This window comes from Stenotrophomonas sp. Y-13 (genome assembly GCF_046267925.1).
In the GTDB taxonomy this organism is placed as follows: domain Bacteria; phylum Pseudomonadota; class Gammaproteobacteria; order Xanthomonadales; family Xanthomonadaceae; genus Stenotrophomonas; species Stenotrophomonas acidaminiphila_A.
On record NZ_CP176501.1, the window covers coordinates 1,965,543 to 1,979,536 of the forward strand.

At 70.5% G+C, this 13,994-nt stretch carries 10 protein-coding genes; 3 read left to right on the top strand and 7 right to left on the bottom strand.

The features are described 5' to 3' along the window. Positions 1-12 precede the first annotated feature (12 nt). From ACJ7VY_RS08925 to prfB, 4 genes are all read right to left on the bottom strand, one after another. Positions 13-2,190, bottom strand: a complete 2,178-nt coding sequence (locus ACJ7VY_RS08925) for a response regulator (RefSeq protein ID WP_104938900.1) — start codon at positions 2,188-2,190, stop codon at positions 13-15. A 1-nt stretch (position 2,191) separates the two neighbouring features. Continuing rightward, positions 2,192-3,253: a two-component system response regulator gene (locus ACJ7VY_RS08930; RefSeq protein WP_104938901.1), complete on the bottom strand. Its 1,062-nt coding sequence runs from the start codon at positions 3,251-3,253 to the stop codon at positions 2,192-2,194. Between the two features lie 192 nt (positions 3,254-3,445). Further along, the gene (gene lysS / locus ACJ7VY_RS08935; RefSeq protein ID WP_104938902.1) at positions 3,446-4,963 is read right to left on the bottom strand and encodes a lysine--tRNA ligase; all 1,518 of its coding nucleotides are present in this window, start codon (positions 4,961-4,963) and stop codon (positions 3,446-3,448) included. Positions 4,964-5,065: 102 nt separating this feature from the next. Further along, positions 5,066-6,191, bottom strand: a protein-coding gene (gene prfB / locus ACJ7VY_RS08940; protein WP_104938903.1) for a peptide chain release factor 2 whose coding sequence is annotated in 2 segments (ribosomal slippage) — positions 5,066-6,115 and positions 6,117-6,191 — 1,125 coding nt in all. Because the reading frame shifts where the segments join, the coding sequence is not laid out codon by codon here. A 168-nt stretch (positions 6,192-6,359) separates the two neighbouring features. Between prfB and ACJ7VY_RS08945 the strand changes: the two genes are divergently transcribed. Next, positions 6,360-7,502, top strand: coding sequence for a PPC domain-containing protein (locus ACJ7VY_RS08945; protein WP_409475445.1), 1,143 nt, complete (start codon positions 6,360-6,362; stop codon positions 7,500-7,502). Between the two features lie 125 nt (positions 7,503-7,627). Further along, the gene (locus ACJ7VY_RS08950; RefSeq protein WP_409475446.1) at positions 7,628-8,971 is read left to right on the top strand and encodes an ABC transporter substrate-binding protein; all 1,344 of its coding nucleotides are present in this window, start codon (positions 7,628-7,630) and stop codon (positions 8,969-8,971) included. 81 nt (positions 8,972-9,052) lie between these two features. On the opposite strand, the gene ACJ7VY_RS08955 is transcribed toward ACJ7VY_RS08950, so the two are convergent. Then, positions 9,053-9,931 (bottom strand): LytTR family DNA-binding domain-containing protein, encoded by an 879-nt coding sequence (locus ACJ7VY_RS08955; protein WP_104940205.1) that lies wholly within the window; start codon positions 9,929-9,931, stop codon positions 9,053-9,055. Between the two features lie 152 nt (positions 9,932-10,083). On the opposite strand from ACJ7VY_RS08955, the gene ACJ7VY_RS08960 reads away from it, so the two are divergent. After that, positions 10,084-11,274, top strand: coding sequence for an acyltransferase family protein (locus ACJ7VY_RS08960; RefSeq protein ID WP_409475447.1), 1,191 nt, complete (start codon positions 10,084-10,086; stop codon positions 11,272-11,274). Between the two features lie 21 nt (positions 11,275-11,295). Here ACJ7VY_RS08960 and recJ read toward each other — a convergent pair whose 3' ends face one another. Together recJ and ACJ7VY_RS08970 are read right to left on the bottom strand one after the other, a co-directional pair. Further along, positions 11,296-13,023 (bottom strand): single-stranded-DNA-specific exonuclease RecJ, encoded by a 1,728-nt coding sequence (gene recJ / locus ACJ7VY_RS08965; protein ID WP_409475448.1) that lies wholly within the window; start codon positions 13,021-13,023, stop codon positions 11,296-11,298. Then, entirely contained in the window at positions 13,016-13,945 is a 930-nt protein-coding gene (locus ACJ7VY_RS08970; RefSeq protein ID WP_409475449.1) for a phosphoglycerate mutase, read from the bottom strand. Before ACJ7VY_RS08970 ends, recJ begins: the two co-directional genes overlap by 8 nt. Positions 13,946-13,994: the final 49 nt, after the last annotated feature.

Sequence of the window (13,994 nt, forward strand, 5' to 3'; positions counted from 1 at the left end):
CGGCGATGGAACTCAGCCGGTCACGTCGTCGTGCGATTGCGCGCGCCCCTGGGCGCGCGCGTCCAGCGCCTGGCGTCCCTCCTGCAGCGCGGCACCGATGCGCGCGTGCAGCGGCTTCCATTCGCCCTTGAGTTGCCAGTCGGCCATGCGCATCAACTCTCCCCCCTGCCGGGCGACTTTCAGCAACCCCAGGTTGGCGGCCACGCCCTTGATCGCATGGGCGTGTTCGCGCAGCCGCGTCCAGTCCTCGCCCTGCGCATCGCCGGGCAAGGCGCCGATGCCGCTCTCCAGGTCCTCCAGGCACTGGCGCACGAACTCGCGCTCGAAGCCCTTGCCCATGCCCAGCGCGGTCAGCTCGTCGAGCACGCCGGTATCGAGCACCGCGTCGCCGTCGGCGAAGGTGGGAATCACCGCGGCCATGTCGCGGCTGCCGGCCGCCGCGCCGCTGGCGATGTCGGCCATGGTCTCCAGCAGCCGGGCCGCCACCACCGGCTTGGCCATGAACGCATGCGCCCCGGCCTGGTTGCAGCGCTGGATGGCCTCGGGCGTGACATCGGCACTGAGGATCACCACCGGCGTGCGCGGTCCGCCACCGGCCTGCATCACCCGCAGCTCCCGGAGCAGGTCCAGCCCGCTCATGCCGGGCATGTGCAGGTCGGTGATGGCCACGTCGAACTCGCGCGCGGCCATGGCATCGAGCGCCTCCTCGGCGCCGTGCACGCAGGTGACGCGGTGGCCGGCCTTCTGCAGCAGCCGCTGCAGCACCATGCGGTTGGCCTCGTGGTCGTCGGCCACCAGGATGTCCAGGCTGCGCACGCGCGCGCGGTGGCGGCGGAACGGGTCGGTGAAGGCGATGACGTTGCCGGGGTCCTCGGCGGCCGCGGCCTCGCTGCCCGGCACCGCCCCGCCCTCGGCCACGGGCGTGGCCAGTGCCCGGCCCAGCGGCAGCTCCACCCAGAAGCAGCTGCCGGCCGGCAGGTTCTCGCGGTAGCCGATCTCGCCGCCCATGGCCTGGGCCAGGCCCTTGGCGATGGCCGTGCCCAGTCCGGTGCCCTCGTGGCGCCGGGCCATGGACACGTCGGCCTGCTCGAAAGCGTCGAACAGCCGCGGCCGCAGCGCAGCCGGCACGCCGATGCCGGTATCCAGGATCTCGAAGCGCAGCCGCAGCGGCACGTCCTGCCCGGACTGGCTGACCGACACCCGGATTTCCACCTGGCCATGGTCGGTGAACTTGACCGCGTTGCCGGCCAGGTTGAGCAGGATCTGGCGCAGGTGGCCCACATCGCCATGCAGCCCGTCGGGCACCCCGGACTCGACGAACACGCGGTAGTCCAGGCGCTTGGCGCGCGCCTGCGGGGCCAGGATCAGGCCGATCGAGTGCACCAGCTCGGCCAGCGAGAAATCGCGGGCGTTGATGCGCAGCTTGCCGGCCTCGATCGCGGAAATGTCCAGCACTTCCTCCACCAGCGCCAGCAGGGTCCGCGCCGAGGCCTGGATCGTGCCCAGGCACTCGCGCTGCTCTTCGTCCAGGCGGGTGGTGGCGAGCAGTTCGGTCATGCCGGACAGGCCGTTGAGCGGGGTCCGGAATTCGTGGCTCATGTTGGCCAGGAAGCGGCTCTTGGCGTCGCTGGCGCGGCGCGCCTCGGCCATCGCCCGGGTCAACTGCCGCAACAGGCTGGAGAAATACAGCGGGATCGCCGCCAGCCCGACCAGCAGGCCGATGCCCAGCGCCAGGTTGCGCTGCCAGTAGTCGCTCAGCGCCAGGGTGATGCCGAAGCTGGTGGTGGCCATGACCACGGCCAGCATCAGGTAGCGGTTGCCGAAGCGCATGCCGTTGCCGACGGTGACCCACATCACCACCACGTAGATGCAGGCCATCGGCTCGCCGATGGTGCTCATCGCCGCGGACATCAGCGCGTAGTCGTCGACCATGCCCAGGATCCGACGCAGGTCCGAGCGTCCCGGCTTCCACAGCAGCCAGCCCATCAGCACCAGCGACAGGCCCTGGGCGATCAGGATCAGGGTGATCACCAGCTGCAGCTGCCCCGGCGGCAGGCTCCAGCGCTTGGCCGACAACAGCACGTAGCACAGGATCAGCGCGATCATCACGATGCGCACCAGCGCCTGCGCATGTTCGCTGTCCCCGCGTTGCCGCAGGCGCTGGCGCAGCCAGGCGAACGCGCTCGTCATGTCAGGCTTCCGGTCTCGGGAACGCCGCCGAGTAGCGGGCGCAGACCTGCTCCAGCCGCTCGCGCGCCTGCAGCAGCGCATCCACGCAGCGCGGGCAGAACAGGCGCCCGCGCTGGGCGTAGAGGTAGGCCAGCGCGGCGTCCATCGACCAGGCCTCCTTGTACGGCCGCGGCGACAGCAGCGCGTCGAACACGTCGGCCACCGCGACGATGCGCGCTTCCAGCGGGATGTCCTCGCCCACCAGGCCGTCGGGGTAGCCGCTGCCGTCGTAGCGCTCGTGGTGGCGCAGGGCGATGGTCGCGCCCATCTGGATGAAGCGGTTGTTGCTGCCGCTGAGCAGCTCGTGGCCGATACGCGGGTGGCGACGCATGACCGCCAGCTCGTCCTCGTCCAGCTTGCCCGACTTGAGCAGGATCGAATCGGGTATGGCGATCTTGCCCATGTCGTGCAGCGGCGCGGCCATCTCGATGGTGCGCACGTCCTCGCTGGGCAGCCCCAGCTCGTCGGCGATCAGCCCGGCGACATGTGCCATGCGCTCGAGGAAGGCACTGGTGCCGGCGTCGCGGTACTCGATGGCGCGCGCCAGCCGCGACAGGGTCTCGCGCTCGCGCTCCTCGACCTCGTGCATGCTGGCCAGCAGCCGCTGTTCCAGCGACAGTGCCCGCTGGCGCACGCTCTGGCTGTGGCGCCGCAGCTGCAGCAGGTTGTTGCAGCGCGCGCGCAGTTCGCGCGGGCGGATAGGCTTGACCAGGAAATCGATGACCCCGGCCTCGAGCGCGCTCTGCCGCAGCGGCTCGTCGCCGACCACGGTGATGAGCACGATCGGGACGTCGCGGTTGCCGGGCATGCGCCGGAAGCGCTGGGCGAACTCCAGCCCGTCCATGTTGGGCATGCGGTAGTCGAGCAGCAGCAGGTCGGTATCGTGCGACTGGCACCAGACCAGCGCCTCCAGCGGATCGGCGAAGTCGTACACGCCCAGTTCCGGCGAGATGTCTTCCAGCACATGCCGCACCATGCTGCGGGCCGATGTCTGGTCGTCGACGATGACGATTTCCAAGCGCATGTGACTGTCTGTCCGATGAAACCGCTGTTGCCGGGAAGTCAGGCTCCCGGCACGCCGCGCCTCCTCACCGGCCCCTGCGGGCACGGTCCGGCGGACATCGCATCATCAACTGCATGCGCCGGCCCTGCAATACGCCCGTGCCCGGGCAGGCCCGCAAGCCGGTACACGGCGCCCGGCGGAGCGGGCGCGCGCTCAGTTCTCCGGGCGCATGTACGGGAACAGCAGCACGTCGCGGATCGAGGCGCGGCCGGTCAGCATCATCACCAGGCGGTCGATGCCGATGCCCAGGCCGCCGGTCGGGGCCATGCCGTATTCCAGGGCGCGGATGTAGTCCGAATCGTAGTGCATGGCCTCGTCGTCACCGCCCTGCTTGGCCTCCACCTGCGCCTGGAAGCGCGCGGCCTGGTCCTCCGGGTCGTTCAGCTCGGAGAAGCCGTTGGCGATCTCCTTGCCGTTGATGAACAGCTCGAAGCGGTCGGTGTAGCCCGGCTCGGTGTCGCTGGCGCGGGCCAGCGGCGACACCTCCACCGGGTGGTCGGTGATGAAGGTCGGCTGCACCAGGGTGTGCTCCACCGTGGCTTCGAAGATTTCCAGCAGCAGCTTGCCCCAGCCCCAGGACGGCTTGACCTTGATCTTCAGCCGCTCGCAATGGCGCAGCAGGGCGTCGCGGTCGGTGCAGTCGGCGACGCTGATTTCCGGGTTGTGGTGGCGGACCGCCTCGTCCATGCGCCAGCGGCGGAAGGCCGGGGCCAGGTCGATGCTGGCGCCGTCCCACTCCACCGTGGTGGTGCCCAGCACCTGCCGGGCCACGTCGCGGATCACGCCCTCGGTCAGGTCCATCACTTCGTTGTACGTGGCGTAGGCCTCGTACAGCTCCATCATGGTGAATTCCGGGTTGTGGCGGGTGCTCACGCCCTCGTTGCGGAAATTGCGGTTGATCTCGTAGACCCGCTCCAGGCCGCCGACCACCAGGCGCTTGAGGTACAGCTCCGGGGCCACACGCAGGTACAGGTCCAGGTCCAGCGCGTTGTGGTGGGTGGTGAACGGCTTGGCGGTGGCGCCGCCGGGGATGTAATGCATCATCGGCGTCTCGACTTCGAGGAAGTCGCGCGCGTCCAGCCAGGCGCGCATGGCGCGGATGATCTTGGAGCGCTTGACGAACACCTCGCGCGACTCCGGGGTCACGATCAGGTCCACGTAGCGCTGGCGGTAGCGCTGCTCGACGTCGGCCAGGCCATGCCACTTGTCCGGCAGCGGGCGCAGCGACTTGGTCAGCAGCCGCAGCGCGGTGGCCTTGACCGACAGCTCGCCGGTCTTGGTGCGGGTCAGGCCGCCTTCCACGGCGATGATGTCGCCCACGTCCCAGCCCTTGAACGCGGCATAGGCCTCGTCCAGCGCGGTCGCCTGCAGGAACAGCTGGATGCGGCCGGACTCGTCCTGGATCTGGGCGAAGCTGGCCTTGCCCATGATCCGCTTGGCCATCAGCCGGCCGGCCATCTTCACGGTGCGGCCGGAGGCTTCCAGCGCCTCGGCGGTCCAGGTACCGGCGTCGGCGAACTCGGCCTGCAGCGCGCCGGCGAAGTGTTCGCGGCGGAAGTCGTTCGGGTAGGCGATCCCCTGCCCGCGCAACGCCGTGAGTTTCGCGCGGCGCTCGGCGATGAGGCTGTTCTCGTCGACGGGGGTCTGCGGCGCGGGGGTCTGGTCGTTCATGGCGTTGGCTTGATGGTGGCGGGGGAGGAAACAGGCCCGGCCATCATGCCGATGGACGGGCGGTGGAGCGGACGCGCGGACGCCGGGGCCGCCGCGCGCCGGTTACGCGTCGATGCGCTTGGAACCGGCTTCCAGGCCGGACTTGAGGCTGGCCTCGACGAACTCGTCCAGGTCGCCGTCGAGCACCTTCTGGGTATCGCTGCGCTCGATGCCGGTGCGCAGGTCCTTGATGCGGCTCTGGTCCAGCACGTAATTGCGGATCTGGCTGCCCCAGCCGATGTCGGACTTGGTGGCTTCCACCGCATCCTTCTCGGCGTTGCGCTTCTGGATCTCCAGCTCGTACAGCTTGGCGGCCAGCATCTTCATCGCGCGGTCGCGGTTGGCGTGCTGGCTGCGCTCGGTCTGGCAGGCCACCACCACCCCGCTGGGGACGTGGGTGATGCGCACGGCCGATTCGGTCTTGTTGACGTGCTGGCCACCGGCACCGGAAGACCGGTACACGTCGGTCTTCAGGTCGGCCGGGTTGATCTGGATGTCGATGTTGTCATCCACTTCCGGCGACACGAACACCGAGGTGAAGCTGGTGTGACGGCGGTTGTCCGAATCGAACGGGCTCTTGCGCACCAGGCGGTGCACGCCGATCTCGGTCTTCAGCCAGCCGTAGGCGAAATCGCCCTCCACGCGGAACGTCGCCGACTTGATGCCGGCCACTTCGCCGCCGGAGACTTCCAGCAGCTCGGTCTTCCAGCCGCGGCTCTCGGCCCAGCGCAGGTACATGCGCAGCAGGATCTCGGCCCAGTCCTGGGCCTCGGTGCCGCCGGCGCCGGCCTGGATGTCGACGAAGGCGTTGGCCGAGTCCATCTGCCCGGAGAACATGCGCTGGAACTCCAGCTTCTCGATCTGGGCCTGGTACTTGTCCAGGTCCGCGACCACCGCCAGCGCGGTGTCCTCGTCCTGTTCGCTCTCGGCCAGGTCCAGCAGTTCGCCGCATTCGGCCATGCCGTCGAGCACGCCGGCGATGCCCAGCACGGTCTTCTCCAGGCTGGCGCGCTCGCGCCCCAGGTTCTGCGCGTACTCGGCGTTGTTCCAGACATCGGGGCTTTCCAGCTCCCGGGTTACTTCCTCAAGACGCTCTTTCTTGGCGTCGTAGTCAAAGATACCCCCTGAGCGAGACCACGCGATCGGTCAGATCGGTGATTCGCTGGCGGATCGGATTCAGTTCGATCATGGTCGGTCCATGCAGATGCAGACAAGCCGCTAATTCTAGCATCGCCCATCCATGCCGGCGGTGATCGCGCGCGCGCGGCCGGTTCCCGCGGAACCGCCGGCGCTTGCCGGTAGAATCGCGGCCAGCCGCGTCGCGGCGCGGCCCTTTCAACCGATCAAGGACTCTCGCTTGAATACACGCCCCACCCGCCTGTTCGCCGCCCTTTCCCTGACCCTGGCCCTGGCCGCCTGCCAGAAGCTGGGCGGCGGCGAAGCCGACACCGCCCCCAGCTTCGCCGTCGGCGACAGCGTCTCCGGCGAGATCACCTCTTCCAGCCGCCTGAACTACAACGACGGCAGCCGCCACCAGGGCTACCGGATGGCGCTGAAGAGCGGCCAGGCCGTGGCCCTGGAACTGGGCGGCGCGCTCGATGGCCAGCTGTCGGTGTTCGACGGCCAGAACCTGCTGGCCACCGCCTCGGCGGGTGGCTACGAGGGCGAGGCCGGCGACCGCGGGCTCAGCCTGGCGTTCAAGGCGCCCAAGGACGGCACCTACCTGGTGGCGGTGAACAGCGCCAGCGCGGATGCGTTCGGCCCGTTCAAGCTCAAGAGCAGCCAGGTCACGCCCTATGACGGCAAGCCGCTGGGGGCCGGCAGCGAAGCCATCGACTGGCTGGTGGACGAAAAACAGGACTACACGCTCAAGGTCGACAAGGCCGGCATCTACGCCGTCACCATGGAATCGGGCGCGCTCGATGCCTACCTGCGCCTGAGCGGTCGTGGCGTCGATATCGAGGACGACGATGGCGGCGGCAACCTCAACGCCCGCATCCGCGCGTACCTGGAGCCGGGCGAGTACACCCTCGCCGCGTCGTCGCTCAGCGGCGGCACCGGCGCGTTCACGCTGAAGGTCGCGCTGACCCCGGTCGACAAGGACCTGATCATCCGCGACGGCAGCGCGCTGGCCGTCGGCCAGACCGCGCAGGGCATGGTCGACTCGCGTGGGCGCCGCAGCTTCGTGCTCGAGCTGGATAGCGCGCGCCACCTGCAGTTCGATGCCATCGCCGACAACTTCGATTCGGTGCTGCGGGTCAGCGGCCCCGGCATCGAGGCCGAGGACGACGATGGCGGCAACGGCACCAACGCGCGGCTGGAGCTGCGCATGGGCCCCGGCCGCTACACGGTGACCGTTTCCAGCTTCGGCAGCCAGCAGGGCGTATTCGAGCTGGAGACCACCGACCTGGGCGGCGACGCCGCCGCGCCCGCCATCAGCAACCGCAAGGACGCCGCCACCGCCACCGACGCGGCGGCCGAGGCGGCCGTCGCGAACTGAAGCACCGGGGCGGCGGGTCCCTGCCCGCCGTCCCGGCGCTTTCCCCCTGGCCAGCGGCGCCAGCAGTCCACCTGCGTCGCGCCCGGCACTGGCCGTCCCCCTGCAACACACCAAGGAACCCCTACGTGAAGCGACTCGCAGCTGGAGTGCTGACCCTCGCCATCGCCGCCGCCCTGAACGCCCCCGTTCACGCCGCCCCCGCCGCCCGCCCCCTCGCCAGCAACGGCGAGACCTCGGGTGAAATCACCTCCGCCACCGCGCTGAACTACAGCGACGGCAGCCGCAGCCAGCTGTTCAGCCTGCAGCTGGCGGCCGGCCAGGCGGTATCGCTGAAACTGGACGGCCCGCTCAACGGCACGCTGGCGGTGTTCCACCGCGACATGCTGGTCGGCCGCACCGAATGCGGCTGCGGCGAAGGTGCGCAGCTCAGCGTGCGCGCCGACAAGGGCGGCCAGTACCTGGTCGCGGTCAGCGGTGCCGACGCCCGCGCCTTCGGCCCGTTCCACCTCACCGCCACGCCGATCGTCGCCTATGACGGCAAGCCGCTGGCGGCCGGCCAGCGCATCACCGACTGGCTGGTCGGCGACCGCCAGACCTATACCCTGCAGGTCGACGCCCCCGGGCTGTACACCGTCTCGCTGGAATCGGACGCGTTCGACACCCGGCTGGAGCTCAGCGGCAACGGCGTGGCGCTGGAAGACGACGACGGCGGCAACGGCACCAATTCGCGGCTGGTGGCACCGCTGCAGCCGGGAACCTACACCCTCACCGCCAATGCCTTCTCACGCAACGGCGGCGCGTTCTACCTGGGCGTGGAGCGGGCCGATTTCCCGGAAGGGCTGGTGTTCGAGGACGGCGGTGCGCTGCCGCTGGAAGGGCTGGCCAGCAGCTTCGTCGGCGCCGACCAGACCCGCAGCTTCGTGTTCTCGCTGGCGGACCGCCGCCGCGTGCAGTTCGACGCCAGCAGCCGCGACATCGACACCTTCCTGACCCTGCAGGGCCCCGACTTCACGCTCAGCGACGACGATGGCGGCGGCGGCGTGAACTCGCGCCTGTCGCAGGTACTGGACCCGGGCGAGTACAACGTTTCGGTGCGCTCGGTGAACGGCCGCGGCGGCATCTTCCAGATCGCCACCAGCACCGCCCCGGCACCGGATGGCCCGACCCGCCCGGTGCTCGTCCCCGGCCGCGAGACCAGCGGCCAGCTGATCGCCGGTTCGCGCAGCCTGTACACGCTGGAGGTCCCGCGCAAGGGCCACTACGTGATCAGCATGACCGGCAGCAACGGCCTGGACGGCATGATCACCCTGATGCGCGACGGCGAGGAAGTCGCCTCGCAGGACGACAGCGACACCAGCCTGGATCCGCAGCTGGAGATCGAGCTGGACGCCGGCCAGTACGTGCTGATGGCGCACAGCTTCGACCCGTCCGCGACGGGCGCCTACCGGCTGCTGGTCCGGCGCCGGTAAACCCGCGGCATCGCGCAGGCCGTCGTCTGGCGGCCTGCGCACCCGCCCGCGCGGGGGCCCGGCGGCCGCGCGCGCGGCCGGCTATTCCATCGCGCCGCGCGCACGCAGCGCGGCCCGGTAGCGGCGGCTGCACGGCAGCACGCTGCCGTCGCGCAGGTGCACACGGGCATCGCCGCTGTCCAGCGGTTCGAGCGACACCACCTGCGCCAGGTGCACGATGTAGCTGCGGTGGATGCGCACGAAGCTGTCCGGGTCCAGCCGCGCCTCGATCCCGGCGATGGTGCTGCGCAGCGGATAGTCGTGGCCGCGCACCCGCAGGTTGACGTAATTGCCGGCGGCCTGCAGCCATTCGATGTCGCCGGCGGCGACCAGGAACTCCCGGCCGAGCTTGCGCACCAGGAAACGTTCCGGGCGCTCCACCGGCTCCAGCGGCGGGCCTTCGTCCGGCTCGGACAGCAGGCTGGCCTCGCCCTGCCAGCGCCGCAACAGGGCGCGGTAGGCCTCCATCGTCAATACGATGTAGGCGAAGCTGCGGATGTCCTTCAGGTACTCGTAGAACAGGCCCCGCGGCCACGGCCCGAAGTCGTAGTCCATGCCCACGCTGGCGTATGCGGTCGCGCGCAGCGCCACCATGCCCAGCACGTGCACCCCGCAGACCCCCAGGCTCGCGGCGAAATAGCGCAGCGCCTGCCGCCCCCACCCGCTCCACTGGAATGGATGGCGGCGGGTGAACCAGGCCATGCCCGGCAGGATCAACAGCAGCCAGACCAGCGCACTGCTGGCCTCCCACAGCGCCGGCTCCCAGGCGGCGATATCCGAGCCGCGGCGACGCAGGTCCATCAGCGTGACCACGCTGTTGGCGACGCAGTTGCCACCGATCATCACCAGCCAGAAGCCGACCTCGACCCAGCGCCTCCATGGCAGATAGCGTTCGTACGGCAGCGGTTCGGCGTCGCGCATCGGCCGCATTCTAGCCGCTGGCGTGGTTCCGGCGGTCCCCGCGCGCCCACCGTTCGTCCCTGCACGCCCCCCCGGCCGTCCCCTGGCACTGGCCGGGCGGGCCGGGCGCGGCAAGGCTGGCGGCCTTTCCAACATCTCCGGATGCCACCACGATGCAACGCCGCCACGACCTGGACCGGGTCCGCGTCTTCGCCTTCTGCCTGCTGGTGCTCTACCACGTGGGCATGTACTACGTGAGCTGGGGCTGGCACGTGAAAAGCCCGGCGGCCAGCACCGCGCCGGAACCGTTCATGCTGCTCACCAGCCCCTGGCGGATGTCGCTGCTGTTCCTGATCTCCGGTGTCGCCACCGCGTTCATGCTGCGCGGCCGCGGCGAAGGCTTCGTGCGCCGTCGCTCGCGCCAGCTGCTGCTGCCGCTGCTGTTCGGGATGCTGGTGATCGTGCCGCCGCAGGCCTACCTGCAGGTGGTCGAACAGCTGCCCGGCGGCTATGCCGGCAGCGGGCTGGACTTCTATGGCAAGTACCTGGCTGCCTACCAGGGCTTCTGCGGCAGCGACGGCAAGTGCCTGGTCCTGCCGACCTGGAACCACCTGTGGTTCCTGCCCTACCTGTGGTGCTACACGCTGCTGGCATGGCTGCTGTGGCGACTGCCGGCACCGGCGCTGGCGGCGCTGCGCGACGCCAGCGCCCGCCTGCTGCAGGGCTGGGGCGCGCTGCTGCTGCCGGCGCTGCTGCTGGCGCTGGCACGGCTGCTGCTGGTGGCGCGTTTCGAGCAGACCCATGCGCTGGTGGACGACTGGTACAACCACGCGCAGTACGCGAGCGTGTACCTGATCGGCTTCCTGGTGGCCTTCAACGAGGGCTTCTGGCGCTCGCTGCAGCGCCTGCGCTGGCCGGCGCTGCTGCTGGCCGCCGCCAGCTACGCGCTGCTGGTCCATACCTGGTACTTCGCCGGCCATGACGATGCCCACCCGGTACCGGAACCGCTGCGCCAGTGGCTGCGCGTGGCCTGGGCGCTGGACCAGTGGTGCGCCATCGCCGCGCTGCTCGGCTTCGCCTACCGCTGGCGCGACGTCGACAGCCCGCTGCTGCGCTACCTGAGCCTGGCGGTGTTCCCGCTGTACATCCTCCACCAGACGGTGATCGTAGTGCTGGCCCACGCGCTCAAGCCGCTGCACATTCCGGCCATGGCCGAGGCCGTGTTGCTGGTGGTGGCGACCTTCGCACTGTGCCTGGGGGCTTACGCCGTGATCCGGCGCGTCGGTTGGCTGCGTCCGCTGTTCGGACTCAGGCCCGCGGCCGCCGCCGCGCCGGCGACGAGGGTGGCCGACAGCCGTCCATGAGCGCCAGCCGCAGCGCCATGCCTAGGCCGCCTGGCAGTGCTCCACGATCAACTGGATCGCGCCGCCACCGCGGTAATCGTCGCCGACCAGACGGTAGGCCAGGTGCACGTGGCGGCCCGGGGCGGTGCCGGTCCAGCCGCCGAAGTGAATCGCATTGAGTGGCGCGGCCAGGCCGGGCAGGCGCAGCTCCAGTTTCAGGTGGCGCTCCTTGAGCACGCGCCAGTTGGCCACCTCGAAGTGGCCGTCGAACAGCGGCTCCGGGAACCCCTGCCCCCACGGCCCGGCCAGGCGCAGCGCCTCGGCGTGGCGGAAATCCAGCTCGGCCGCGGACAGTTCGCCGTCGCTGAGCAGTTGCTGCTGCAGCAACGCCGGGTCCAGCGTCGCCAGCACCTGCTGCTCGAACGCGGTACGGAACGCCTCCAGCCGCGACAACGGCAGGCTCAGGCCGGCGGCCATGGCATGCCCGCCGAAACGCTCGATCAGCCCGGGATGGCGCGCATCCACCGCGGCCAGCGCATCGCGGATGTGAAAGCCGGGAATCGAGCGCGCCGAGCCACGCAGCGCCTGCGCGCCCGGCTCGGCCGGGGCGAAGGCGATCACCGGGCGGTGCAGGCGGTCCTTCATCTTCGAGGCGACCAGCCCGACCACGCCGGGATGCCACTGCGCATCGAACAGGCAGGCCGCCACCGGACGCCCGCCGCTGCCGTCCAGCAGTACCCGCGACACCGCCAGTTCGGCGTCGTCGGTCATCGACTGCTGCACCGCCCGGCGCTCGGCGTTGATCTCTTCCAGCAACGCGGCGATCTCGCGTGCCTGCGCCGGGTCTTCGGTCAGCAGCAGCTCGATGCCCAGTGCCATGTCCTCAAGCCGACCGGCGGCGTTCAGCCGTGGGCCCAGGGCGAAGCCGATATCGCTGGCGGTGAGCCGCCGCGGGTCGCGGCCGCTGGCCTCGATCAGCGCGCGCAGGCCGACGCAGCCCTGGCCGGCGCGCAACCGGCGCAGGCCGGCCGCGACCAGCGCGCGGTTGTTGTCGTCCAGCGCCACCAGGTCGGCAACGGTTCCCACCGCCACCAGGTCCAGCAGCGGGGTCAGGTCCGGGCCCTTGCCATCGGCGAACGCGCCGGCCTCGCGCAGGTGCCGGCGCAACGCCATCAGCACGTAGAAGATCACCCCGACGCCGGCCAGCGCCTTGCTCGGGAAGGCGTCCCCGTCCAGGTTCGGATCGACGATGGCATCGGCCGCCGGCAGCTGTTCGCCGGGCAGGTGGTGGTCGGTCACCAGCACCTGCCAGCCCAGCGCCTTGGCCGCGGCGACGCCGGCATGGCAGGCGATGCCGTGGTCCACCGTCACCAGCAGCACCGGCTGCAGCGCCGCCAGCTCGGCCACCAGCGACGGCGACAGGCCGTAGCCATGCAGCATGCGGTTGGGCACCGCATGCACCACGTCGCGGGCGCCGAGCAGGCGCAGGCCGCGCACGCCGACCGCGCACGCGGTGGCGCCGTCGCAATCGAAGTCGCCGACGATCAGGATGCGCCGGTCGGCGGCGATCGCCGCGGCCAGCATTTGCACCGCCGCGTGCATGCCGCCAAGCAGGTCCGGCGGGTGCAGTTGCGCCAATTTCGGCTGCGCCTGCTCGGTGCAGCGCACGCCGCGCGCGGCGTAGATGCGGCGCAGCAGCGGCAGCATGCCCTCGTCCCACTGCCCGGCGTCACCGGGCGGGCGGCGGACGATCTTCAGGCCATCATTCATCGCGCAGTGCCGCCAGCGGCTTCTTCCAGAAGTGCCAGCGCTGGCCACGGTGGATGCGGAAACAGACGCCATCCTCGAAATCCAGCCGCAGCTCGCGCAGTTCACCGCGGGCCATGGCATCGAGCAGCGGCGTGATGGCGTCGCCGGTGAGCTGTTCCAGCGAGCGCAGCTGGCGCAGGTCCACCAGCGCATCCACCGCCTGGTCGCCATCGATGCGCACCCCGGCCATGGCCGCCAGCCCCTGCAGCAGCGCATCGCGGCTGCGCACCTGGGCATGCCCGGTGCGCACCGATTGCGGCAACCGGCCGGCGCCCCAGAACCACAGCGAGTTGACCGCACGCCTGCCCTGCGCGGTGCGCTGCTGGTTCCACGGATGCTGGTGCAGGACCACCTGGGCTTCGGTCAGCAGCGCCCGCCACTGGCGCCCGTTGTCGCCCTCGGGCAGGTGTTCGAACAGGTCGTCGCCGAGCGCGGCATCGGGCGCGGTGAATGCCGGCAGCGGCGTGTCGTCGGGCAGGCGCAGGTACCAGCGCGACGGCGACGGCGCGTCGAGCTGGAAGCCGAACCCGGCGAACAGCGGCTGCAGCGCGGGCAGCAGCGCGGCCGCGTCGGCCGGCTCCAGGCGCAGGCTCTCGGCCGATGCCATCAACCGCGCGCCCTGCATGTCCGGCATCACGTTGGCCGGGTCGGCGCGCAGCCACAGGCTGCCGCTGGCATCGCCGGCATCGACCTGGCGGGTGAGCGCGGCGGCCGACCAGTCATCGGGCTGCACCTGGAAATGGCGGCGCAACTGCGCCGATTCGCCGGCGTCGCCGGTACTGCGGTCGGCGCGTCCCAGCGCGCTGGCCACCCGTGCCGGCAGGGTGCCGCCCGAGAAACGGCTGCGGGCAGGGAGCAGCAAGGTGGCTTTGGCGTGGGTCATGGAGGGCTCTGCTGTGCGCTTGCCGGCGGGAAACGCCCCGGCAGGACTG

What these genes read in the sequence shown, in the direction of transcription:
- ACJ7VY_RS08925 (WP_104938900.1), bottom strand. Translation starts at nt 2,190, where the DNA reads ATGACGAGCGCGTTCGCCTGGCTGCGCCAGCGCCTGCGGCAACGCGGG.
- ACJ7VY_RS08930 (WP_104938901.1), bottom strand. Translation starts at nt 3,253, where the DNA reads ATGCGCTTGGAAATCGTCATCGTCGACGACCAGACATCGGCCCGCAGC.
- lysS (WP_104938902.1), bottom strand. Translation starts at nt 4,963, where the DNA reads ATGAACGACCAGACCCCCGCGCCGCAGACCCCCGTCGACGAGAACAGC.
- ACJ7VY_RS08955 (WP_104940205.1), bottom strand. Translation starts at nt 9,931, where the DNA reads ATGCGCGACGCCGAACCGCTGCCGTACGAACGCTATCTGCCATGGAGG.
- ACJ7VY_RS08960 (WP_409475447.1), top strand. Translation starts at nt 10,084, where the DNA reads ATGCAACGCCGCCACGACCTGGACCGGGTCCGCGTCTTCGCCTTCTGC.
- recJ (WP_409475448.1), bottom strand. Translation starts at nt 13,023, where the DNA reads ATGAATGATGGCCTGAAGATCGTCCGCCGCCCGCCCGGTGACGCCGGG.
- ACJ7VY_RS08970 (WP_409475449.1), bottom strand. Translation starts at nt 13,945, where the DNA reads ATGACCCACGCCAAAGCCACCTTGCTGCTCCCTGCCCGCAGCCGTTTC.